The sequence below is a fragment of the Pseudomonas sp. TMW22089 genome (assembly GCF_022496645.1).
Lineage (GTDB): Bacteria > Pseudomonadota > Gammaproteobacteria > Pseudomonadales > Pseudomonadaceae > Aquipseudomonas > Aquipseudomonas paraversuta.
Window position 1 is genome coordinate 99,222 of sequence record NZ_SCFG01000006.1, and the last position, 23,548, is coordinate 122,769.

Below are 23,548 nucleotides of genomic sequence, written 5' to 3' on the forward strand. Positions count from 1 at the left end.
GCTGCCGATAAATGAAATATCCGGCATTTTGCCAGAGCCGGGCGTCGACCGAGAGCTATGTCAGACATTCATTGCACATCCATCGGCTTTATCGCCCCAATTGGCGACTTTGGCCGGCACAATTCGCAGATCACGGGTAGCGTCAACCACCTGTGGAAGGACTTTTACGCCCAGGCATTGGCCGAACAATGCGCGACGTCGGAGTTCCCTGCGATTGAAGCAACCCCGCAGGCCGTGGAGGAGCAGGTTGAGCCCCGGGGTGGCAGCGACCTGCTGGGCAATATCGTGACCCAGCGACATTGCCAGGTGCAGGACACCGAACTGCAGCCCCCTGAAGCGTTGTTTTTACCGATTGCCGAGTTCGATCCGGATTTGCTGCCACCGCCCGCCACACCCTTTGCCGCAGAACAAGTGAGTGCACAGCAGCATCAACAGGACTTCGAAACCACCTGGGTACGCCCGAGGGTTATGGCTTTCGGCCATCCGCTGCCTGATCCGGGCCCGGGGCCTGAACCACGGCCGTTGCATCTGCCGATTGCCGAGTTTGAAATGGACTTGCTCGACAAGCCTGCCGAGCCGTTCGACCCCCTGACCCTGATCGAGCAACAACGGGCCATGGACTTCGATCTTGGCTGGGCCAGACCATTGGTCATCAACAATATGCGCCTGGCGGCTTAAAGCAGTCCCAGTTGTTCTGTCGCCTGGGGTTGGTGCAACTCGGGTAATGCGGGCAACCCCGGTAATCTTTCGCTCAACTGTTGATGAAAGCGCCGCGCCAGTTCCGGAGCGCGGTGATTGTCCGGCGTATGAAGAAACACGTAAGGCGTGCGCCCTTCCTCGATCCAGCCCGCGACTTTGTCAATCCAGGGCACTAAATACGGGTCGTTGGCTTGCAGCTCCGGCCGGCCAATAAAACGCACTTGCGGGAATTGAGTGAAGGCTGCCGGACGGGGCGGCACCCTGGGCTTTTTCGCCTGGGCGTGGAGCACCGCCGGATCGGTCGAAGTGCAGCTGAACAGCGCCCGCGGATCCAGGCAAATACGCTCCACCCCGCGATCTTTGAGCAAGCGATTGAGCAAGCGTTCGCTATCCCCTTTGGCGAAGAACTCAGGGTGGCGCACTTCCACCGCTAACGGGCGCTCCAGAGCGTCCATGAAGCTCGCCAGCTCTGCCAGACGCTGAGGCCCGAAGCTGGCCGGGAGTTGTAGCCAAAGTGGCGCTACGCGCGCCCCAAGAGGTCGCAACAACTGCAGGAAATCTTCGGCCGCATGATTTTGTTCACGCAGATCACCGCCGTGGCTGATATCCCTGGGGAACTTGGCAGTAAAGCGAAAATGTCCGGGCAGGCTTTGTGCCCAGCGCTCGACAGTGGCTGGCGCGGGACGGGCATAGAAAGTGGTATTGCCTTCGACAGCGTTGAAGACCTGAGCGTACAGGCCCAGAAATTCCGCTGGCCGGGCATTCTGCGGGTACAGCCCTTCGCGCCAGGCGCTTTCGCTCCAGGACGGGCAACCCAGATAGTAAGGAAGATCTTTCATGGGCTCAAATGTACAGGTCCAGCACCTGCTCTTCTATTTCCCAATCGACGAAGCCGGCAGTCGTCAAATAACTGGCCAGGGCGCTGGCCGCGCTTTTGCTCATGGAGCGCTGGAAGATCATGTCTTGAGAACGGACGGGGAACGAGTTAATACGCTCACCGGAGGGTGGCGTGCGAGCAGTTTGGGGGGCGCTTTCAAACGTGGTTTCGCTGTCCTCCACCGACTCATCAACCAGCGCCTGATCTTTACGCTGCTTGCGCTTGACGGGGTAGGACCGGGAGGAAAAGCCGTCTATGCGCATGGCTGCTTGCTCGGTAGCGATAAAGGCAATTTAGCGACGTTGGGCCAAGTAAGCAAATCCCCGCCGCCCTGCCTGATAAACCGCGTTGCCTGTATCGCTGGCAAGCCAGCGCCTACAGGGAATGGGCTGTGCTGCCTGTCCCGATCAACGCTCTGCTTTTGGAGTGGCTACCTTGTCACGCAGGTACACCGGCTGCGCCAGGTCGGCGGCGATTGCTTCACCGCGCTCCCAGGCAAAGCGGGCCAGGGTCAGCAGGTCTTCAGCATGGGGCAACATGCCCGCATCCATCGCGTAGGGTTTGACGTTCAAACGCTCGGCATAACCCCAGCCGGTCCCCGCGCCAAACCAGTCACCGCCGGCACCGGCAGGCAAGGCGGCCACTTCCGGTGGCAATACGGCTTCAGCACCCTCCAGACGCATTTCACCCGCCTGCTCGCGGTAGCAACCCCAATACACTTCGTCCATGCGCGCATCAATGGCCGACGCCACCTGGGTCGCGCCATGCTCGCGATGGGCACGCTGGGCCAATACCGCCAGGTTGGAGATCGGCAACACCGGGCGCTCCAGGGCAAAGGCCAGACCTTGCACCACGCCAATGGCAATCCGCACCCCGGTAAAGGCTCCCGGCCCGCGCCCGAAAGCAATGGCTTCGACGGCTGACAGTTCAACCCCGGCCTCAGCCAGCAGGTCTTTAATCATCGGCAACAACTTTTGCGCATGCAGGCGCGGGATCACCTCGTAGTGGCTCGTGACCTTGCCATCATGCAGCAGGGCAACAGAGCAAGCTTCAGTCGCGGTATCCAGGGCCAGCAAGGTGCTCATCGGTGTTCCCGTCAGAATTGAGAATTGAAAAAAGTGCAGCAGTATAAACAACAACAGCCCGCAAGCGGGCTGTTGTATCAGAGCAATTCGACGATCAGCTCAGCGCTTCAAGTACCTTGCCGGTGATGGCTTCAACCGAGCCTACACCTTCGATGTGGCTGTACTTCGGCTTGCCTTGAGTCTCAGCCAGGTTCTGGTAGAAGGCTACCAGCGGCTTGGTTTGCGAATGGTAAACCGACAGGCGATGACGAACTGTTTCTTCAGTGTCGTCCTTGCGCTGGATCAGCTCTTCGCCAGTTACGTCGTCCTTGCCTTCAACCTTTGGCGGGTTGTAGATGGTGTGGTAAACCCGGCCAGAGGCTTCGTGAACACGACGACCGGCAATGCGCTGAACGATTTCTTCGTCGTCAACCGCGATTTCAATCACGTGATCCAGCTCGACGCCGTTTTTAACCAGTGCTTCGGCTTGCGGAATGGTGCGCGGGAAACCGTCGAACAGGAAACCGTTTTTGCAGTCTTGCTGGCTGATACGCTCTTTAACCAGATTGATGATCAGGTCATCAGATACCAGACCACCACTGTCCATCACGCTCTTAGCGATCAGGCCCAGTTCGGTGCCGGCCTTTACCGCTGCACGCAACATGTCGCCGGTGGAGATTTGCGGGATGCCAAATTTTTCAGTGATGAACTTTGCCTGAGTACCTTTACCGGCCCCGGGAGCTCCCAGCAGAATTACGCGCATCGATATGCTCCTCAAATTTTTATTTAAATGACAACAGACTCGCCTCTTTGGGCCAATCTCAAAATCGGGTTATGGCCGTCAAAACGGCCAAGGGCTGATCAAGATACACAGCAGGCCCGGCCCACACAAGCAGGCCAAACCAGGAATAATCTCTAGCAAACGCGCACTTGCGGCCAGGTGTCGCAGCTCGCAACCCTACAAAAAAGTGTCGTGCGAGCCCGGGGATCCGCAGCAAATCTTCAGCGCTCCCGGGCCCGTTGCACGACAACCCGTCTTGCTTTTGGCTTAACCGGTGTTACGCAAGCCGGCAGCAATCCCGGCCACAGTTACCAGCAACGCTTGTTCCAGAGGGCTGTCCTGGGCCGCTTGCTGGCGCCTTGAACGGGCCAGAAGTTCTGCCTGCAATAGATGAAGGGGATCCAGGTAGGTGTTGCGCAAACGGATGAACTCCAGAGTGTCCGGGCTGTGCGCCATCAATTGCGATTGACCGGTCAAACCTAGCACCACCGAACACGCCTGCGACAATAAGTCGCGCAAATGCGCACCCAATGGCAGTAGTTCCTGATCTACCAGACGCTCGTCATAGAGCCGTGCGATGTCGGCATCGGCCTTGGCCAGGACCATTTCCAGCATGTCGATACGGGTCCGAAAGAACGGCCACTGCTCGCGCATTTGTGCCAGCTGTTCGCCCTCCCCCCGTTCCAGCGCCCGGCTCAATGCGGTCTCCCAACCCAGCCATGCGGGCAACATCAGACGGGTCTGGGTCCAGCCAAAAATCCACGGAATGGCACGCAGGCTTTCAATCCCCCCTGCCCGGCGCTTGGCCGGACGACTGCCCAGCGGCAAGCGGCCCAGCTCCTGCTCGGGGGTGGACTGGCGGAAGTATTCAACGAACTGCGGATTGTCCCGCACCACTGCGCGGTAGGCCTCGACCCCATCGCCAGCCAGCTCGTCCATCAGCACCCGCCAGCCCGGCTCGGGCAACGGCGGCGGCAGTAAAGTGGCTTCCAGCACTGCGGCCAGATAGAGGTTGAGATTTTGCTCGGCGATGTCCGGCAAACCGAACTTGAAGCGAATCATTTCGCCCTGCTCGGTGGTACGGAATCGCCCCGCCACAGAGCCCGGCGGCTGCGACAGAATCGCCGCATGGGCAGGACCGCCGCCACGGCCCACGGTGCCACCGCGACCATGGAACAACAACAGTTCAACCTCTTGCTCGCGGCAGATATTGACCAGTTTTTCCTGGGCCCGATATTGCGCCCAGGCCGCTGCGGTGGTGCCCGCATCCTTGGCCGAATCGGAATAACCGATCATCACTTCCTGCGGGCCATGCAGGCGTGCGCGGTACCCCGGCAACAGCAGCAGGCGTTCGATCACCGGCCCTGCATTGTCGAGGTCGGCCAGGGTTTCGAACAACGGCACCACGCGCATCGGGCGCTCCAGCCCAGCTTCTTTAAGCAGCAGTTGCACCGCCAGCACGTCAGAGGCAGCCCCCGCCATCGAGATTACATAGGAGCCCAGCGAAGCCTGCGGTGCTGCAGCCACTTCGCGACAGGTGGCCAGCACTTCGGCAGTGTCGGCCCCGGGTTTGAAGTAACCCGGCAACAGCGGTCGACGGTTGGCCAGTTCGCGGTTGAGGAAGGTCAGACGTGCATCTTCGTCCCAGTCTTCATAGCGGCCCAGGCCCAGATAATCGGTGATTTCAGTCATGGCCGAGGCGTGGCGGGCCGCATCCTGGCGTACATCGAGGCGCACCAGAAACAAGCCAAACGTCACCGCACGACGCAGGCAATCAAGTAGCGGCCCGTCGGCAATTACCCCCATGCCGCAGGCATGCAACGACTGGTAGCACAGTTGCAACGGTGCCAGCAGATCGCGGTTGTCCTGCAACACCCCGTCCGGTGCAGGCTGGGCGCTGCTCAAGGCGTTATGCGCCCAGTTGCGGGTCGCCCGCAGCCGCTCACGCAACTGCTTGAGGACCGCGCGATACGGTTCGGCGCCATCCCCGGCTACCGCCAGCAGTTCGGCAGTGGCTTGCTGCATCGACAGATCGGCAGCCAGTTTGTCGATATCACGCAGGTACAGGTCAGCCGCCATCCAGCGCGCCAGCAACAGCACTTCGCGAGTCACACTGGCTGTGACATTGGGGTTGCCGTCACGGTCGCCGCCCATCCAGGAAGCAAAACGCACAGGCGCCGCTTCCAAAGGCAAATGCAGGCCGGTGGCCGCGTGCAGCGCCTGATCGGCGTTGCGCAGCATATGCGGCACGGCTTGCCACAAGGAGTGCTCAATGACCGCGAAGCCCCACTTGGCCTCGTCCACCGGGGTGGGTCGGGTACGGCGGATTTCTTCGGTGTGCCAGGCCTCGGCTATCAAGCGTTGCAGACGCTGCTCGATCCGGGACTTTTCGGCCTGGGTCAGGTCGCGATGGTCCTGGGCTGCGAGTTGTTCGGCAATGGCATCGTACTTCTGGATCAGGGTACGGCGCGTGACTTCAGTGGGATGGGCCGTGAGCACCAGCTCGATGTCGAGACGACCGATTTGCCGCGCCAGGGTGTCAGGGTCATGCCCTTCGTCCAGCAGCCGGGTCAGCAAGGTGGGCAGCACCAGCGACTCGAACGGTTGCGGCTGGCCTTCTTCGCGACGGTGAATCAGCTGGTATTGCTCGGCGATGTTCGCCAGGTTCAGAAACTGGTTGAACGCCCGCGCAACGGGGAGAACTTCATCGTCGCCCAGGGCATCCAGAATGGCACTCAGCTCCTCGCCCGTGGTGCCGCGCCGGTCATCCTTGGCCCCTTGGCGGATACGCTCGATCTTGGCGAGAAATGCTTCGCCGTACTGGTCACGAATGGTATTTCCCAACAGTTCACCCAGCAGGTGAACATCATCGCGCAAGCGTGCATCAATATCGGTCATCAGCAATTTCTCCAGCAGATTCCGGGGACCAGCTCCTGCCCAAGAGTGCGTTGCGAGGACTGCTTTTGACAAGAGATCCCGTGCCAAAGCCTGTAAAAAACGCCTGACCAAACGGTCAGAATTTTTTAGGCAATGCGCCACCATTTAATTTGAACTATTCAAAAATCGTTCGGGTCACAGCCAATAACCATCACCTCTTGCACCTGTGTTCCAACACTCCCGTGTGATGCCTTAGTCGTGATGGAACTTGATTTTTATAAGGAGCTTCCCAATGGAGTCGAAGACCATGATGACCCGCACTGTCAAAACCAACTCGCCTCGCCTGCGCGGGCTAAAACTGGCCGCGCTGGCACTCGGTGCCAGCTTCGTTCTGGCCGGTTGCGCTGGCAATCCTCCGTCGGAGCAGTACGCAGTGACCCAGGCAGCGGTCAACAACGCCGTAAGCGCTGGTGGCACTGAATACGCTCCGGTAGAAATGAAGTCGGCACAGGACAAGCTCAAGCAGGCCGAGATGGCCATGCATGACAAGAACTACAAAGACGCCCGTCGTCTGTCTGAACAAGCGGAATGGGATGCCCGCGTAGCAGAGCGCAAAGCCCAGGCCGCAAAAGCCGAGAAGGCCGTACAGGATGCTCAGAAAGCCGTCCAGGAACTGCGTCAGGAAGGTATGCGCAGCGTTCAATAAGCGCTGCCCCTTTTTGCCTCTGGCCCAGACACAGCATTCCTAATCGATATAAAGGACAAACATTATGCGTAATCAAGTACTGATCCCCGCCCTGCTGGCTCTAAGCGTTGGCCTGGCTGCATGCTCCCACCAGCCGAACGTCAACCTGGAAAATGCCCAGACCAATTTCTCGGCCCTGCAGGCCAACCCGCAAGCCACCAAGGTAGCCGCGCTGGAAACCAAGGATGCCAGCGAATGGCTGGACAAGGCGCAAAAGGCCTACATGGACAAAGAGGATGACAGCAAAGTGGACCAGCTGGCCTATCTGACCAACCAGCGGGTTGAAGTGGCCAAGCAGACCATTGCGTTGCGTACTGCTGAAAACCAGTTGAACAACTCCGCAGCGGCCCGTTCTCAAGCACTGCTGGACGCCCGTGATGCGCAGATCAAGCAACTGCAAGGCATGAACGCCAAGCAGACCGAACGCGGCACTCTGGTGACCTTCGGTGACGTGCTGTTTGATTTCGACAAGGCAAGCCTCAAGCCCAACAGCCGTGACAGCATCACCACACTGTCCAACTACCTGATCAAAAACCCGGACCGCAAGGTGATTGTTGAAGGTTATACCGACAGCAAGGGTTCGGCTTCGTACAACCAGAACCTGTCTGAACGTCGTGCAAACGCCGTCAAGGCGGCGCTGGTGCGTGCCGGGGTAGATCCTACGCGCATCGTCGCCCAGGGCTACGGCAAGGAATATCCGGTGGCTGACAACAACAGCAACTCGGGCCGTGCCCAGAACCGCCGGGTTGAAGTGACCATCTCCAACGACAACCAGCCGGTAGCTCCGCGCTCGTCGATGAAGTAAGTCTGTAAGCGCAAAATAAAAAGCCCCGCCTGAGCAATCAGGCGGGGCTTTTTTGTGAGCAACTGCAATCCTGCAGGAGCAGGCTGTTCAAGCGTTCGCTCTTAGGGTTGCGGGGCCTTCTGGACCAGACAGTGCACCGCTTGTTTCTTGTTGTTGACCAGCACCCCGGTCAGACCTTTTTGCTCGGTGTCGAACAGTACGACGATGCCATCGATGCACTGCGCCACCTGATTGGCCGGCGTCAGCGACACCTTGTAGTCCTCCCCGGGGATAGTCTTGAGCATGGTGAAGTCGCTGAGCAGCAGTGCGTCTTCGGGTTTGGCAAAGTGCAGGTAACCGTAGTACCACAGGGCCCCCACGGTGCCGATGATGGTGCAAATACCGGTAATGATCAGGGGGATGGCGTTGCGTTCTTCACTCATTGCGGGCTCTCTGCAGCATTAATCGAATCGGGTGAGGCGGGGTAATTGGGGATTTCGCCCAAGCGCCGTACGCCATTGAAGTGTTGCGGGTCATCCAGGTAACGCAGCATCACTTGACGCCAGGTCGGGTCGGCAAACGTCTGTACATGACCGCCGCGCGTCAGTTGCAACACCTTGGGCGGGGGCGCAGCTTGATACAGTCGCAGACCATTGGAAAGCGGCACGATCGGGTCATCCATGCTGTGGAAGATCAGCATCGGTACCCCGCCCATTTCCGGCATGGCATACACGGCGCTGTCTGCATCGGGCACCAGCCATGACAAAGGGACTTGCAGGGGCCAGGTCAGCCACGAAGTGCTCAAGGCAAATTGCCCCACTTCACGATAGCTGGCCGGTACTCCATCGAGCACCATGGCCTTGATCCGGGCCCGCTGCTCAGGGTGCCGGCTCAGGTAATGCACACCCATCGCCCCGCCCAGGCTTTGCCCCAGCACGATCAGTGGCTGACCCCGGGTTTCGGGTTGTTGCTGCAACCACTCGAAAGCGGCGTCGATGTCCTGATAGATCGCAGGCAAACCGGGCTCGCCCGCGGACAGGCCGTAGCCGCGATAATCGAGCATCAACACCTGATAACCCTGCTCGGGCAACCAGGCAGTGGCGCCCAGGTGATAGGCCAGGTTGCCGCCATTTCCATGCAGGTGCAGCACCGTGCCCTTGAGCGGCACCCCGGCTTTGGCGGGCAGCCACCAGCCATGCAGGCGCGTGCCATCGGCGGCGGTGAGGGTTACATCACGATATTTCAAACCCGCGGCAGTTGGCGTAATCGGCTGGCCGGGTTCGGGGTAGAACAGCAATGAGCTGCATCCGCTGAGGGTCAACAGCAGGCAGAGGGCAGCCAGGATTTTCATCTAACAAGTCACCATTTGTAGTCGCTGCCCAAGGCCGCGATGAGGTCCGTGCGTATGGTTTTCAGAATAACGGATTGCTTCGCACTCCTTCGCAGCCTGGGTCAGCGACTACCGGCTGTTCAAGGGTTACAGGATGTTGGAGTAATCCGCTTCAATCCGGTCCAGGCTCAGATGGTTGAGGAAGTTGGAGAAGCACATCCAGGCCGCCAGTGCGTTCATGTCACGGAACTGTTCGGGCAGGTACTTGGGCGCTACCACCAGGCCTTCATCCACCAGTTGGCGCAGGGTTCGCATGTCTTCCAGGGTGGTCTTGCCACAGAATAACAACGGTACTTGCTCCAGCTTGCCTTTACGCACGGCCAGCTGAATGTAGTTGTAAACCATGATGAAGCCCTTGAGGTAGGACAAGTCTTTGGTAAATGGCAGGCCATTTGGCACCGAGCCGCGGAAAACCCGACTGGCATTGCCATAGCTTTGCGACATTTCAAAGCCTTGCTCACGGAAGAACTCGTAAACCTGCATGAAGTCGGCGCCCTCTTCCACCATATGGATAGCGCGGGTGCGATTGGTCAGTTTGCGCAGGCGGCTCGGGTAGGAGGCAAAGGTGATGATTTCCATCAAGATCGCCAGGCCTTCCTGGGTCACCGTCGAGGATGGCGGGCCTTTGGCGAGGAAGGTGCATATCGGCTGGTTCTGCCCGTTGAGCGTAGTGCCCACATGCACCAGCCCCTCATGCACCTCCAGCGCCCGCACGTCGCGCTCGTTGAACATCGCGTCGGCGCGAATCTTGATGTAATCCGCCCCCGCCGCAGCGTCCGCAACAATACCGTCGGACTCGAATACCCGGATGGTTTCCTCGGCCTCGCCAAACACCTTGTTCAAGCGACTTTGCAGCAGGCCCACGGCATCTTTGGCGGTCAGGGTCTTGGCTTCGTCCTTGAGGTCGCCGCGCCCGTCGATGTTGTCCAGGTAATCGGACATCATCAGCCCCAGATCGGCCAGCGTCGGGTCGCCGGCATGGAAGGCGTCGGACGCAGCCCCGTACAGCTCCTGGGAAATCAGCCCGAAGTCTTCAGTGCCACGGGCTTCGAGCATGCGCACCACCATGCGGTACTCTTTGCACATGCGGCGCATGATCTGCCCGACCGGGTTGAATTGCCCCAGCTGGCGGGTGATATCGCGCTCGATGTTCTGGAACTCCAGCTTTACCGCCCCGGAGTCAAAGGACAGCGGCCGCCCCAGGTAATAGTCGCGATTGACCGCCGGCATTTCCTTGCCCTTGGCCTTGAAGAAACCCTGACGGATGCTGTCGTCCCACTTCACCGCATCCAGTACGCGGATCGGTGTTTGCGCCAGTACGATACGGTCTGACAATGTGCGAATCGTGCGCTGGTAGTCGTCCACCCGGTGCTCCTTGAATGGGCTTAATGTTGGGTTACTTGACCACACGTTGATAGCGGGCAGCTTCCACGAATACGTCGGAGTTGGCCGGATCATCCAGGTAGGCAAAGACCTTGGCCGACGGGCTGTTGATCAATGCGCCGGGGCCTTCGGCGGTTTCGATGGCGTCACCGCTCAATGCCGACTGGCCAATGGCCTGTTTGATCTGGTCCAGATCAAGATCGTAGACCACCAGTTCATTGCTGTCGGTCAGTTCAAAACCGCTCAGGGTGTAGTGGCCACCCAGCTTTTCCGGCAGCGCGGCCGATGCGTACCAGCGGCTGCCATGACGAGCGACGATGAACCTGTAGCGTTCCTGGGCCTTGGGCTCACCCGCGGGGTAGACCACTGCCTGATAGTGTTGTTTGTCGATGGCGCTGATCAACAGGTTGCGCGCCTGCCCCCAGGCATCCTTGCTGACCCATTTTCCAAGCAGCTGCCGGGGCGCTGTCTCGGCCACCAGCGGTGCCTCGTTAAAGGTCACCAGACAACCGTTCAACATTAAAAACGACAGTGCCATAAGCATTACGCGCCAAGCTTTCATGCCTGCATCCTTCTATAGAGCGGCCAGTACCAAGTGCATGTAACGCGTGAGAGTAGCGAGTCGGCCAGCATCGGCCTCTGGCTGCGCACCGTTAAGCAGGTCCTGATATTCCATCCGACCGATTATCGCCGTCAAGACATTGGCGTCCTGCTGCGGTTGTTTCGAGCCCAGCACCTGTAATATCTGGCACGTACCCTGCCATAAAATCTGTTGATGAGCCCTGACCAGAACCGCCAGGCGCGGGTTGAGCAACGCCGCCTGGAGGAAAGCCTGTTCCGCCATGAGGTGCTCGCGACGGGTAAGCAACTGGTGCTGGATATAGTGGGCGGCCATGCGGGCGATTTCATCGGCCAGTTGCGCGCGAGATTGCGGGCTGCCATCGCCATAGGCCACCAGTTCACGCAGTTGGCCTTCAGTGCTCAGCCACAGCTTGGCCATAAAGGCTGCGCTGCGTTCGACATATTGGGCGAAGGTGTCATTAAGCAGGTCATCGATGTCTTTGAAGTAATAGGTGGTCGCCGACAACGGCACCCCTGCTTCAGCCGCAACCGCCCGGTGCCGCACGCCACGCACGCCGTCACGCACAACAATGCGCATGGCCGCATCGAGAATCTGCTGGCGGCGCTGCTCACTGCCGTGGCGACTGGCCTTGCGCCCTTGATACTGAACACTTTCGGCTACCGCCGTAGCGACATGCGCCGCCCCTTCTTGAGCCCTGGCTAGGTTCACGAAAGACTCCTTGTGTTGAAGACAATGGTGCCACTGACGAGACTGGTTGGCTGTGGGGCCGGTTTGCCGGCGATTACATCAACTAAAAACCATGTTCCCTGCATCGCTGGCAAGCCAGCTCCCAGAATCGGCGCATCACCGGGTGTCAGGCAATAAAAAGCCGCCTCAGTCGGCGGCTTTTTATTTTCTAGCGTTACGCCTGTGGCCGCATGTGCGGGAACAGGATGACATCGCGAATCGACGGTGAGTTGGTCAACAGCATCACCAGACGGTCAATGCCAATACCTTCACCGGCAGTCGGCGGCATGCCGTATTCCAGTGCGCGTACGAAGTCGGCGTCGTAGTGCATGGCTTCGTCATCGCCCGCGTCCTTGTCAGCTACCTGGGCCATGAAGCGCTCGGCCTGGTCTTCTGCATCGTTGAGCTCGGAGTAAGCGTTGGCGATTTCACGGCCACCGATAAACAGTTCAAAACGGTCAGTCACGTTCGGGTTGTCGTCGTTACGACGGGCCAGCGGCGACACTTCGAACGGGTACTGGGTAATGAAGTGCGGCTGTTCCAGCTTGTGCTCGACCAGCTCTTCGAAAATCATTACCTGCAGCTTGCCCAGACCTTCAAAGCCCAGCACCTTGGCCCCGGCTTTCTTGGCAATGGCGCGAGCCTTGTCGATGTCGTTCAGGTCATCGGCGGTCAGCTCGGGGTTGTACTTGAGAATCGAGTCGAACACCGACAGACGCACGAACGGCTCGCCGAAGTGGAACACCTTGTCGCCGTACGGCACGTCGGTAGTCCCGAGAACCAGCTGAGCCAGTTCACGGAACAGCTCTTCGGTCAGGTCCATGTTGTCTTCGTAATCGGCGTAAGCCTGGTAGAACTCCAGCATGGTGAATTCTGGGTTGTGACGAGTCGAGACACCTTCGTTACGGAAGTTGCGGTTGATCTCGAACACTTTTTCAAAACCGCCAACCACCAGACGCTTGAGGAACAGTTCAGGCGCGATGCGCAGGAACATGTCCATGTCCAGAGCGTTGTGATGGGTCTCGAACGGCTTGGCCGCTGCACCACCCGGGATGGTTTGCAGCATCGGCGTTTCCACTTCAAGGAAGTCGCGCTGCATCAGGAAGCTGCGAATGTGCGCAATCACCTGGGAACGCACACGGAAGGTGTGGCGCACTTCTTCGTTGACGATCAGGTCAACGTAACGCTGGCGGTAGCGCTGCTCGGTGTCGGTCAGACCGTGGTGCTTGTCCGGCAGCGGGCGCAGGGATTTGGTCAGCAGGCGCACATTGGTCATTTCAACGTACAGGTCGCCTTTGCCGGAACGGGCCAGGGTGCCTTCGGCGGCAATGATGTCGCCCAGGTCCCAGGTCTTCACGGCGGCCAGGGTTTCTTCCGGCAGGGTCTTGCGGTTGACGTAGACCTGGATGCGCCCGGTCATGTCCTGGATCACCATGAACGAGCCACGGTTAAGCATGATGCGACCGGCAACCTTGACCGGAATACCGGCTTCAGCCAGCTCTTCCTTGGTCTTGTCGGCGTACTTCTTCTGCAGATCGGCGCAGTAGTTGTCGCGACGGAAGTCATTCGGGAAGGCATTGCCCTTGGCGCGCTCGGCTGCAAGTTTTTCCTTGCGCAGGGCGATCAGGGTATTTTCTTCCTGTTGCAGGTCTTGCGGGTCGAGTTGTTGGTCGCTCATGTCTTAAAAAATTCCATCACAGGTTCGTTGCCCCCGCCTTGCGACAGGGGGAAGCGGGCTTTGGCGCGCCTTGAAGGCATCGCACCGGCTGCGCACTTTACGTGTTGTTGCGCGACTTACAGCCCTTGTTTCAGGCTGGCAATCAGGTATTCGTCGATATCGCCGTCGAGTACCTTGTCGCAATCGCTGCGCTCGATGTTGGTACGCAAATCCTTGATCCGCGAGGCGTCGAGTACGTACGAGCGGATCTGGTGTCCCCAGCCGATATCCGACTTGGTATCTTCCAGGGCCTGAGAGGCAGCATTACGCTTCTGCACTTCCTGCTCGTAAAGACGCGCCCGCAACATTTTCATCGCGGTGTCTTTGTTCGCATGCTGGGATCGTTCGTTCTGGCAGCACACCACGGTGTTGCTCGGAACGTGGGTAATACGAACGGCCGAGTCGGTGGTGTTTACGTGCTGACCACCGGCACCGGAGGAACGATAGGTATCGATCCGCAGGTCTGACGGGTTGATGTCGATTTCGATGTTGTCGTCGATTTCCGGCGATACGAATACGGCCGAGAACGAGGTATGACGACGGTTGCCCGAATCGTAAGGGCTTTTACGGACCAGACGATGGACGCCAATCTCGGTGCGCAACCAACCAAATGCGTATTCGCCCTTGATGTGTACAGTTGCGCCTTTGATCCCGGCCACTTCACCGGCAGACAGTTCCATGATGGTGGCATCGAAGCCGCGCTTGTCGGCCCAGCGCAAATACATCCGCAACAGGATATTGGCCCAGTCTTGCGCTTCGGTACCGCCAGAGCCTGCCTGAATGTCCAGGTAAGCGTTGTTGGCGTCCATCTCACCACTGAACATGCGGCGGAATTCGAGTTTTTCAAGGGCTTCGCGCAGACGTTCGACTTCTGCGGCAACGTCATCGACAGCGGCCTGATCTTCTTCCTCGGCGGACATCAGCAGCAAGTCTTTGGCATCGGCCAGACCTGTGTGCATCTCATCGAGGGTTTCAACGATCTGCGCCAGCAGGGAGCGCTCGCGCCCCAGCTCCTGGGCGTACGAAGGGTTGTTCCAGACACTCGGATCTTCAAGCTCGCGATTGACTTCGGTCAGACGCTCATGCTTTTGATCGTAGTCAAAGATACCCCCGAATAGTTTCGGAGCGCTCTGACAGGTCCTTGATGCTGTTAAGGATCGGGTTGATTTCCATGGCTGGCGGCACTCGTAGGCGATTTTTACAAAGCCGGGGAGTATACCGGAAACAGCCCGTATCAGCAGCCCGTCTGGCGGGGTTAAGGCTCGATGAATTCAGCTCTGGATCATCTGTAGTCGCTGTCGGGCTGCGACGAGGCCGCGGTGGGCCTCAAGGAAACGGGTTGCTACGCAACCCTTGGCAGCCTGCGGCAGCGGCTACGAGATTCCTACCTGGTTACGACCGTTGTTCTTGGCCAGGTACAGCCCTTTGTCCGCTGCGGAAATCAGCTCACGGCAGGTGCCGCCCTGCTGCGGGGTAAGGGTAGCCAGGCCAATGCTGATGGTCAGGCTGCTGCCGGGAGCAGGCGATATATGCGGGATTATTAGCCCCTGCACCGCCTGGCGCAGTTTTTCCGCCACCAGCCGGGCACCGCCCTGGGAGGTGTTGGGCAACACAATGGCAAACTCTTCACCCCCATAGCGGGCCGGCAAGTCGGAAGGACGGCTACTGGCATCGCGAATGGCCGCGGCCACTTTGCGCAATGCTTCGTCGCCATCCAGATGACCGAAGCTATCGTTATAGGACTTGAAATAGTCGACGTCGATCATCAACAAGGACAGCTGGGTCTGCTCACGCAAGGCGCGGCGCCACTCCAGCTCCAGGTACTCATCGAAATGCCGGCGATTGGACAGCCCGGTCAGGCCGTCGGAGTTCATCAGCCGCTGCAATACCAGATTGGTATCCAGCAATTGCTGCTGACTGACCCGCAACGCCCGGTATGCAGCATCACGTTGCAACAACGTCATGTAAGAGCGCGAGTGGTAGCGAATACGGGCCACCAGCTCAATGTTATCGGGCAGTTTCACCAGATAGTCATTGGCCCCGGCCGCGAAGGCCGCACTTTTGATCAACGGGTCTTCTTTGGTGGAAAGCACGATGATCGGGATATTCTGCGTGGCCGGGTGGTTGCGGTATTCGCGCACCAAGGTCAAGCCATCAAGCCCCGGCATGACCAGATCCTGCAGGATCACCGTCGGCTTGATGCGGATCGCCTGGGCAATGGCCTGATGGGGATCGGCACAGAAATGGAAATCTATGTTCTGCTCCAGCGCCAGCCCGCGACGTACGGCTTCGCCGATCATCGCCTGATCGTCTACCAGCAACACCATGGCCGAGTTTTCGTCAGTTTTAACGTCGTCCAACTGCAAGTCACTCATGCGCGTTCACCTGAATTACCACCTTCAAGCCAGTCCAGCGGGGTTTTACCAGTCATTTGGCAAATATCTCCAGCAAGCGTGGCGCAATCATGTCCAAGGGGCGAATTTCAACCGCGGCATCGATGGCGGCTGCCGCTTTGGGCATGCCATACACCGAACTGCTCAGTTGATCCTGGGCGATGGTGAGAAAACCTTGCTGGCGCATGAGTTTGAGCCCTTGAGCCCCGTCACGCCCCATGCCGGTCAACAAAACACCCACCGCATCACCATGCCAGTGCCTGGCAACACTTTCAAAAAATACATCGATCGAGGGTCGATAAATCTCGTTTACCGGCTCGGCGGTATAGGCCAGGGTGCCGTTCTTCAACAACCGGATGTGGTGGTTGGTCCCGGCCAGCAGAGCCGTCCCCGCCTGTGGCGTCTCACCGTGTCGCGCCAGGCGCACGTCCAGACCGCACGAGCTGCTCAACCACTCGGCCATCCCGGCCGCAAAGACTTGATCAACATGCTGGACCAGCACAATGGCCGCCGCAAAGTTCCTCGGTAGCCCCTTGAGCAGGCTTTCGAGGGCGGCCGGGCCGCCTGCCGACGAACCGATAGCCACCAGCCCGCCCCGAACACCCGAGATCCGGGGCTGGGCAGAAACCGGGGTGACGCTTTTTTCACTTTGCCCGATCAACCAGCCAATATTGAGGATCTTGCGCAGCAAGGGCGCGGCCGCTTCCCTGGGGTTACTTCCTCCCAGCACGGGAGTGTCCACTACATCCATCGCGCCAAAGCCCATGGCCTCGAACACGCGATGGACATTCTGTTCACGGTCAACCGTCACTATGACAATGGCGCACGGGGTTTCAGCCATGATCCGCCGCGTAGCCTCGACGCCGTCCATCACCGGCATGATCAGGTCCATCAGGATCAGGTCCGGGGTGTTCTCGGCACAGCGTTGCACGGCTTCCAGGCCGTTGGCGGCCACCCAGAGCACTTGATGGGCAGGCTCGTAAGCCAGCGCCCGGCGCAAGGCTTCAACTGCCATGGGCATGTCGTTAACGATGGCAATTTTCATGGTTGAGCTCCTCCAATGAGCTCAACCACTGCATCAAGCAGAGCATCGTCATGGAAACTGGCTTTCGCTAGATAATAGTCGGCCCCGGCATCCAGTCCGCGCCGGCGGTCCTCTTCCCGATCTTTATACGAAACCACCATCACCGGCATTGATTGCAAACGGTTGTCACGTCGTAACAGCGTGACCAGTTCGATGCCATCCATGCGCGGCATGTCGATGTCGGTGATCAATAAATCGAAGTGCTCGGCCCGCAAGGCGTTCCAGCCGTCCATGCCATCAACGGCCACGGCCACTTCGTAGCCCCGGTTGATCAGTAGTTTGCGCTGCAACTCGCGTACCGTCAGCGAGTCATCCACCACCAGAATGCGTTTGCGGGTCAGTTGCGCGGCGTGGCGGTTACGCCGGTCAATTCGCTCCAGTCGCCCGGTATTGAGCAGTTTGTCCACGGATCGCAGCATGTCTTCGACATCGACAATCAGTACCGCAGACCCGTCGTCGAGCAAGGCTCCGGCCGAAATATCCTGCACCTTGCCCAGGCGCGGATCGAGGGGCAGAACCACCAGCGTGCGCTCACCGATAAAACGCTCGACGGCCACGCCATACACCACATCACGCTCGCGAATGACCACCACCTTGAGGGTTTCATCCTCGCTCTGGCTTGGAGGGCGCTGCAACAGTTGGCTGGCAGCCACCAGCCCCACGTGCTGCCCTTCGTGCCAGAAATGCTGGCGACCTTCGAGCTGCACGATTTCATCGGGCATCAAGTCGCGCATGCGCTCGATGTGCGCCAGTGGAAAGGCATAGGCTTCGTCGGCCACTTCAACCACCAGACTGCGTACCACGGACAGGGTCAGCGGCACTTCCAGACTGAAACGACTGCCCTGCCCCGAAGTCTGCTCCAGGACGATTGCGCCCCGCAGCAGGCGCACCATGTGTTGCACCGCATCCAGCCCGACGCCGCGTCCGGAGACTTCGGTCACGGTGTCGCGCAGGCTGAAGCCCGGCAGAAAGAGAAAGGCCAGCAGTTCCTCTTCGCTCAGCTGTGCCACGGTGGAAGCCGTCGACAACTGGCGCTCGACAATGGTCTGGCGTAAACGCTCAAGATCAACACCCGCGCCGTCATCACTCAACTGCAGCGCCAGCAAACCCGCCTGATGGGAGATGCGCAAACGAATCAGGCCTTCGGCAGGTTTGCCGGCCAGCAGCCGCTGTTCCGGCGTTTCAATCCCGTGATCGACGGCATTGCGCAGCAAATGGATGAGCGGCGCTTCGAGTTTTTCCAGTACATCACGGTCGACCTGGGTTTTCTCGCCATCGATTTCAAGGCGGATCTGTTTGCCCAGGGCGCGCCCCAAATCACGGACCATGCGCTCCTGACCGACCAGCACATCGGCAAATGGCCGCATGCGGCACGCCAGCGCGGTGTCGTACAGCGATTGCGCGCGCTGGCCGGCCTGCCAGCCAAATTCGTCGAGTTCGGCAGTCTGTTCACTCAGCAAATGCTGGGACTCAGCCAGTATCCGCCGCGCATCAGTCAAGGCCTCTTGCGCTTCATGGCTCAGATCCAGCACTTTGAGCTGGTCGCGCAGGTAGTCCAATGCTTTCAGACCGCTGTTTTGCATGCGTTTGAGGCGCTGCAACGTCACCAGATAAGGCTTGAGCCGCTGGGTTTCGACCAATGACTTGCTGGACAGATCGAGCAAACTGTTGAGCCGCTCGGCGGTGACCCGCAACACCCGTTCGCCAGTATCAGTACGGCGCCGGGACCGAAGACCAGGCTCCGGAGCGGTGTCAGCCTCCAGCGCCAGCTCAACCACAGGCACGGCCGGCTCCGGGGGCAGCAACAGCTGCGACACGTCGAACGCCGGGGGCGCCACCGAGACATGGCTGTCGCCGCCATCAAGCAAGCGGTTCATCAGCCCGACATAGGCATCAATGTCGGCCGGGCCGACATTGGCACTGCCTGGTGTGGCAATACGCATCAACAAGTCAGTGCCCTGCAACAAGGCATCAATATGCTCGGGCTGCAGGTACAGACGGCCTTCCTGGGCACTGACCAGGCAATCCTCCATGACATGGGAAACGCTGACCCCGGCATCCACGCCGACAATTCTCGCCGCCCCCTTGAGGGAGTGGGCCGCGCGCATGCAGGCTTCGAGCTGGTCGGCCTGAGTCGGGTTACGCTCCAGCGCCAACAGGCCGGCATTCAGGACCTGGGTCTGGGCCTCGGCCTCAAGACTGAACAACTCAAGCAACGAGGCGTCACGCATTTGCTCGGGGGTCATGTCAGGCTCCGGGCGATCGCGCCCAGTAATTGCTCTTCGTCCAGCAAGCGCAGGCTGCGGGTTTTCCACAGCAATACGCCACGGGTGTACTTGGCACTGGCCTGCTCGCCCGAGAGTGACGCGCCATTCAAAACAGATTCTTCAATGTTGTGGATGCCATCCACTTCATCCACCGGCAATACCACTGCCCCGCCTTGTGCGGCCAGGATCAGCATGCGCGGCATGATCCGCAGCGATGCCGGCCCCGCCAATGTCGGGTCCAGGCCCAGTAGCTCGACCAGCGACAAACAGGGCACCAGGGCGCCGCGCACATTGGCTACCCCCAACAGCGCACGTGAACGCTGGTGCGGCAGTGAATGGATCGACTGCAGCGGGGCCACTTCATCCAGATAGCGCGTCGCCAGTCCCAGCCATTCATCCCCAAGACGAAAGATCATCAGCGAGCGGGTCGCCACTTTTCGCTCAAGCTCCCGGGGGGAGTATTGGGCCACATGCTCCTGCTCAAACGAGTAGCGGTCCAGCAAGCGGGTGGCCGCAGCCGAATACACCGAGCAGTTACGACAATGGATATGTTCAGCCAGCAGCGCACAGGATTTATCGCCGAAGATGCCGATACGGTTCCAGCAGTCATCAATGTCCTGCGCTTCGGAGTGGATCAAGTTCTGGGCTGTTAAACCGCTCATTGTTTACGCTCACTGTGAACGGATCGCTCATTACGGGCCGCGCGCTCCTGCAAGCGTTGAGCGCCTGTTACATCACCCTGTGAGGCCAGCAAGGCCGCCAGGTGTGCCAGGGCTTCTGCATGCTGGGGCTCCAGGTACAACGCCTTGCGATAAAACCCCTGGGCCTGAGCCGTCTGGCCCTGGACGTCACTGAGCAAACCCAGCCAGTAATAGGCCTGGGCCTGCGGGCCATGCAATTGCAGTAATTGCTCGCAGGCAGCACGGGCCTCGCTGCTCTTGCCGGCATTGGCCAGCAGCGCAATTTGTTCAAGCAGGGCCTTGGGCTCAGCAGCCTGCGAGTCCGTTTGGCGCGGGGCCAAGGACTGGGGGCGCGGGGCAAATGGCCGGATGACCGGTGGCGCCGCTGGCGGTTGCGGACGGACCAGCGGCTTGAATTCGGCCAGCACCGGGCGGGCCGCGGGTAATGGCTCGTGGCTATGGCAAAAAGCAAACGACTGCGGCGCACCGATCGAACGCATGCCCATCCGGCCCAGCAGGCTGCCCTCGGCCGGACCGATAAACAGCACGCCATCGGTACGGGTCAATTGCTTGAGCACATCCAGTGCCTGCTGCTGGGTTTTAAGGTCGAAATAGATCAGCAGGTTGCGACAAAATACAAAATCATAGGGTGGGTAACTGGCCAGCAGGGCCGGGTCCAGCAAGTTACCGACGTGAAAACTGACCTGCTCGCAGACCCTGTTCGACAGTTGATAAGCGTCGTCCACAAGGCTGAAATAGCGCTCGCGAAAATCCGTTTGCTGCCCGCGAAATGAGTTTTTTCCGTACCGCGCAGACTGAGCCCGCTGCACCGAAAGCGGGCTGACATCCAGCGCGTCCACCTTGAATTGATACGCGGCAAAACCGGCATCAAACAGCGCCATTGCAATCGAATAGGGCTCTTCACCGGTTGAACAGGGCAGGCTCAAGATACGCAGGGTCCGGCGACTGCCGATTTCGGCCAGGCGCTTTCTGGCCAGGCGCCCCAGGGTGGAAAATGATTCGGGGTAACGGAAGAACCAGGTTTCGGGCACGATCACCGATTCGATCAGGGCTTGCTGTTCATCCTGGGAGCTGATCAAACGCCGCCAGTAATCATCATGGTCAAGCATGTTCAACGCCATGCAGCGCTGACGAACAGCACGTTCGATGATGGCCGGACCTACTGAAGCCACATCCAGACCGATGCATTTCTTCAAAAAATCGAAAAACCGCTGATCGGCGTTCATGGGTACACCTGTGGGCCGGTGTCATCCGGGTGCGCGGCGAAGATCAGCGCAGAAACCGCCGGGCTCAGCAGTTCATCGATACTGATCCATTGCACAAGCCCATGCTGGTCACTGCGCACGGGGCCCAGATACGGCGCATCGCGGTTATCCAGGCCATAGGGCTGAAAGTCCGCGGGGTTGCAGCGCAACGTGTCGCTGGCCTGCTCAAGCATCAAACCCAGTACTTGCCCGCGATAGTTGACCAGCACCAGCCGGGTGCTGGTGCGGGCCACAGCGGCCTGGCCGAACGTCATGGCGCTGATATCGATCACCGGCACCACCTGCCCGCGATGGGTAAACACGCCAGCCACCCATGCCGGGGCATGGGCAATAGGTTTTAGCGGGAGAAGCGGCAGCACTTCGACCACATCGGTGGCCGGCAAGGCATAACGTTCATCGCCGATATGAAACACCAGGAACAGGCGATTGTTCGGCGCTCCCCCACCGCTGGATTTGGCCCGAGGATCGCTCATCAGACTTTAAAACGCGAAACGCCGCTGCGCAGCCCGACGGCAACCTGGCTGAGCTCATCGATCGCAAAGCTGGCCTGACGCAGAGACTCGACGGTCTGGCTGCTGGCATCCCCCAGTTGTACCAGTGCAAGGTTGATCTGCTCCGCGCCTGTGGCCTGGGCCTGCATGCCCTCATTGACCATCAGCACCCGCGGGGCCAACGCTTGAACCTGATGGATGATCTGCGATAGCTGCTCACCCACCTGGGTCACTTCGAACATGCCGCGGCGGACTTCTTCCGAAAATTTGTCCATGCCCATTACGCCAGCCGAGACCGCTGACTGAATCTCGCGCACCATCTGTTCGATATCGTAAGTGGCCACGGCGGTCTGATCGGCCAAGCGGCGGACTTCAGTGGCGACCACGGCGAAGCCACGGCCATACTCACCGGCCTTCTCTGCTTCGATGGCAGCGTTCAGAGACAACAGGTTGGTCTGGTCGGCCACTTTAACAATGGTCACTACCACCTGGTTAATGTTGCCGGCCTTCTCGTTAAGGATCGCCAGTTTGGCGTTGACCAGATCGGCGGCGCCCATGACCTGATGCATGGTTTCTTCCATGCGCGCCAGACCCTGCTGCCCGGAGCCGGCCAGGATCGACGCCTGATCGGCAGCCGAGGTGACTTCGGTCATGGTGCGTACCAGATCACGGGAAGTGGCTGCGATTTCGCGGGAAGTCGCGCCAATTTCCGTGGTGGTGGCCGCGGTTTCAGTCGCGGTGGCTTGTTGCTGCTTGGAGGTCGCGGCAATTTCGGTGACCGAGGTGGTGACCTGCACCGAGGAGCGCTGGGCTTGTGACACCAAAGAGGTCAGCTCGGTCATCATGTCGTTGAAGCCGGTTTCTACCGCGCCGAACTCGTCTTTACGCTCCAGGTTCAGGCGCGAACTCAGGTCACCGGAACGCATCACTTCCAGAATCGAAACAATACGCTTCATGGGCGACATGATCGCTTTTAGCAACAGATAGCCGCAGAGGGCGGCGGCGAGTACGGCAATCAGCAGCGAGACCAGCATGCTGACTTTGGCGGTCATGACTGAATGAGCAATGTTTTCGGTGGCTTCGGAAGCCGAGGAGCGATTGGCGTCAATTACACTGTTGAGCTGTTTGCGTCCAGCCATCCAGGCCGGCGCCAATTGCTCGGTGACCATGGTATGGGCCTGGGCGAATTGCTTGGCCTGGTACAGTTCAAGCACGTTCGCCAGAATCTGCGCGTATTGCTGATGCAGCCGCTCAAACTCATCGAACGCGGCGCGATCGTTTTTATCGAAAATGGTGCCGCGATAGTTCTCCAGCTCAAGCTTCAGCCGTTCTTCGTAGCTGGCGTACAGTTTGCGGTCTTCATTGTTCAGGTCGCGCTGGTTGGACGAGCCCACCAGTTGCAGGGTCAAGACGTAACTGTCCACCCAGGCACTGCGAATCATCGAGCTGTAATAGACCCCGGGAATCGAGTCGGCCCGGACTGTCTCTTCGCTGCTTTCGATTGAAAGCAGGCGAGAATAAGCCGCGACGACCATCAACAACATGATGGCGATGATTACCGCAAAGCTCGCCAAAATGCGTTGGCGCAACGTCCAGTTCTTCACAGTCAATCCTCGGGGAGCCATTCAAATGATGGGGAGTATAGCCGAGGGTACGCGAGGATTCGTATGGGCGCTGAGACTGATCTCACAGCAATCTGCAAAAATATTCATAAAGCTGCA

22 protein-coding genes are annotated in these 23,548 nt (G+C 59.3%); 3 read left to right on the plus strand and 19 right to left on the minus strand.

Going from position 1 to position 23,548, the window contains the following annotated elements:
* The first annotated feature begins 57 nt into the window (after window positions 1–57).
* Window positions 58–678, plus strand: a complete 621-nt coding sequence (locus tag EQV90_RS08325; protein WP_003440355.1) for a hypothetical protein — start codon at window positions 58–60, stop codon at window positions 676–678.
* Here the strand turns inward: EQV90_RS08325 and EQV90_RS08330 are convergent.
* The 5 genes from EQV90_RS08330 to ppc all read right to left on the minus strand — a co-directional run bounded on the left by EQV90_RS08330 (window position 675) and on the right by ppc (window position 6,319).
* Window positions 675–1,538: a DUF72 domain-containing protein gene (locus EQV90_RS08330; RefSeq protein ID WP_003440353.1), complete on the minus strand. Its 864-nt coding sequence runs from the start codon at window positions 1,536–1,538 to the stop codon at window positions 675–677. The genes EQV90_RS08325 and EQV90_RS08330 overlap by 4 nt on opposite strands.
* Before the next feature lie 4 nt (window positions 1,539–1,542).
* Window positions 1,543–1,839: a hypothetical protein gene (locus EQV90_RS08335; protein WP_003440351.1), complete on the minus strand. Its 297-nt coding sequence runs from the start codon at window positions 1,837–1,839 to the stop codon at window positions 1,543–1,545.
* Window positions 1,840–1,983: 144 nt separating this feature from the next.
* Window positions 1,984–2,661 carry a tRNA (adenosine(37)-N6)-threonylcarbamoyltransferase complex dimerization subunit type 1 TsaB gene (gene tsaB / locus EQV90_RS08340; protein WP_010655973.1) on the minus strand — a complete coding sequence of 226 codons (678 nt, stop codon included), beginning with the start codon at window positions 2,659–2,661 and terminating at the stop codon, window positions 1,984–1,986.
* 94 nt (window positions 2,662–2,755) lie between these two features.
* Window positions 2,756–3,403 carry an adenylate kinase gene (gene adk, locus EQV90_RS08345; RefSeq protein ID WP_003440349.1) on the minus strand — a complete coding sequence of 216 codons (648 nt, stop codon included), beginning with the start codon at window positions 3,401–3,403 and terminating at the stop codon, window positions 2,756–2,758.
* A 285-nt stretch (window positions 3,404–3,688) separates the two neighbouring features.
* Window positions 3,689–6,319: a phosphoenolpyruvate carboxylase gene (gene ppc / locus EQV90_RS08350; protein ID WP_010655974.1), complete on the minus strand. Its 2,631-nt coding sequence runs from the start codon at window positions 6,317–6,319 to the stop codon at window positions 3,689–3,691.
* A 271-nt stretch (window positions 6,320–6,590) separates the two neighbouring features.
* Between ppc and EQV90_RS08355 the strand changes: the two genes are divergently transcribed.
* Both EQV90_RS08355 and EQV90_RS08360 read left to right on the plus strand, forming a co-directional pair.
* Window positions 6,591–7,004, plus strand: a complete 414-nt coding sequence (locus EQV90_RS08355; RefSeq protein WP_003440344.1) for a DUF4398 domain-containing protein — start codon at window positions 6,591–6,593, stop codon at window positions 7,002–7,004.
* 64 nt (window positions 7,005–7,068) lie between these two features.
* Complete coding sequence (locus EQV90_RS08360) at window positions 7,069–7,848, plus strand: OmpA family protein (RefSeq protein ID WP_003440342.1); 780 nt, start codon at window positions 7,069–7,071, stop codon at window positions 7,846–7,848.
* Between the two features lie 101 nt (window positions 7,849–7,949).
* Here the strand turns inward: EQV90_RS08360 and EQV90_RS08365 are convergent, their stop codons facing one another.
* From EQV90_RS08365 to EQV90_RS08430, 14 genes are all read right to left on the minus strand, one after another.
* Entirely contained in the window at window positions 7,950–8,270 is a 321-nt protein-coding gene (locus EQV90_RS08365; RefSeq protein ID WP_010655975.1) for a hypothetical protein, read from the minus strand.
* Window positions 8,267–9,178, minus strand: a complete 912-nt coding sequence (locus EQV90_RS08370; RefSeq protein ID WP_161717990.1) for an alpha/beta hydrolase — start codon at window positions 9,176–9,178, stop codon at window positions 8,267–8,269. The genes EQV90_RS08365 and EQV90_RS08370 overlap by 4 nt, the downstream gene beginning before the upstream one ends.
* Window positions 9,179–9,304: 126 nt before the next feature.
* Window positions 9,305–10,582 (minus strand): flavohemoglobin expression-modulating QEGLA motif protein, encoded by a 1,278-nt coding sequence (locus tag EQV90_RS08375; protein WP_003440336.1) that lies wholly within the window; start codon window positions 10,580–10,582, stop codon window positions 9,305–9,307.
* A gap of 31 nt (window positions 10,583–10,613) precedes the next feature.
* Window positions 10,614–11,162, minus strand: coding sequence for a hypothetical protein (locus EQV90_RS08380; protein ID WP_240877976.1), 549 nt, complete (start codon window positions 11,160–11,162; stop codon window positions 10,614–10,616).
* A 12-nt stretch (window positions 11,163–11,174) separates the two neighbouring features.
* Window positions 11,175–11,891, minus strand: a complete 717-nt coding sequence (locus tag EQV90_RS08385) for a TetR family transcriptional regulator (protein ID WP_003440331.1) — start codon at window positions 11,889–11,891, stop codon at window positions 11,175–11,177.
* 193 nt (window positions 11,892–12,084) lie between these two features.
* Window positions 12,085–13,587, minus strand: coding sequence for a lysine--tRNA ligase (lysS, locus tag EQV90_RS08390; protein WP_003440329.1), 1,503 nt, complete (start codon window positions 13,585–13,587; stop codon window positions 12,085–12,087).
* A 116-nt stretch (window positions 13,588–13,703) separates the two neighbouring features.
* Window positions 13,704–14,799, minus strand: a protein-coding gene (gene prfB / locus EQV90_RS08395; RefSeq protein ID WP_100917176.1) for a peptide chain release factor 2 whose coding sequence is annotated in 2 segments (ribosomal slippage) — window positions 13,704–14,726 and window positions 14,728–14,799 — 1,095 coding nt in all. Because the reading frame shifts where the segments join, the coding sequence is not laid out codon by codon here.
* A gap of 200 nt (window positions 14,800–14,999) precedes the next feature.
* Complete coding sequence (locus EQV90_RS08400; protein ID WP_003440323.1) at window positions 15,000–16,001, minus strand: PleD family two-component system response regulator; 1,002 nt, start codon at window positions 15,999–16,001, stop codon at window positions 15,000–15,002.
* 52 nt (window positions 16,002–16,053) lie between these two features.
* Window positions 16,054–17,064, minus strand: a complete 1,011-nt coding sequence (locus tag EQV90_RS08405; protein ID WP_240877977.1) for a chemotaxis response regulator protein-glutamate methylesterase — start codon at window positions 17,062–17,064, stop codon at window positions 16,054–16,056.
* A complete protein-coding gene (locus EQV90_RS08410; RefSeq protein ID WP_202210989.1) occupies window positions 17,061–19,349 on the minus strand; it encodes a hybrid sensor histidine kinase/response regulator in 2,289 nt (762 codons plus the stop codon). The genes EQV90_RS08405 and EQV90_RS08410 overlap by 4 nt, the downstream gene beginning before the upstream one ends.
* Entirely contained in the window at window positions 19,346–20,032 is a 687-nt protein-coding gene (locus EQV90_RS08415; RefSeq protein WP_003440318.1) for a chemotaxis protein CheW, read from the minus strand. Before EQV90_RS08415 ends, EQV90_RS08410 begins: the two co-directional genes overlap by 4 nt.
* Window positions 20,029–21,297, minus strand: coding sequence for a CheR family methyltransferase (locus EQV90_RS08420; protein WP_240877978.1), 1,269 nt, complete (start codon window positions 21,295–21,297; stop codon window positions 20,029–20,031). The genes EQV90_RS08415 and EQV90_RS08420 overlap by 4 nt, the downstream gene beginning before the upstream one ends.
* Window positions 21,294–21,809, minus strand: a complete 516-nt coding sequence (locus EQV90_RS08425; protein ID WP_003440313.1) for a chemotaxis protein CheW — start codon at window positions 21,807–21,809, stop codon at window positions 21,294–21,296. The genes EQV90_RS08420 and EQV90_RS08425 overlap by 4 nt, the downstream gene beginning before the upstream one ends.
* The gene (locus tag EQV90_RS08430; protein WP_003440311.1) at window positions 21,809–23,431 is read right to left on the minus strand and encodes a methyl-accepting chemotaxis protein; all 1,623 of its coding nucleotides are present in this window, start codon (window positions 23,429–23,431) and stop codon (window positions 21,809–21,811) included. The genes EQV90_RS08425 and EQV90_RS08430 overlap by 1 nt, the downstream gene beginning before the upstream one ends.
* Window positions 23,432–23,548: the final 117 nt, after the last annotated feature.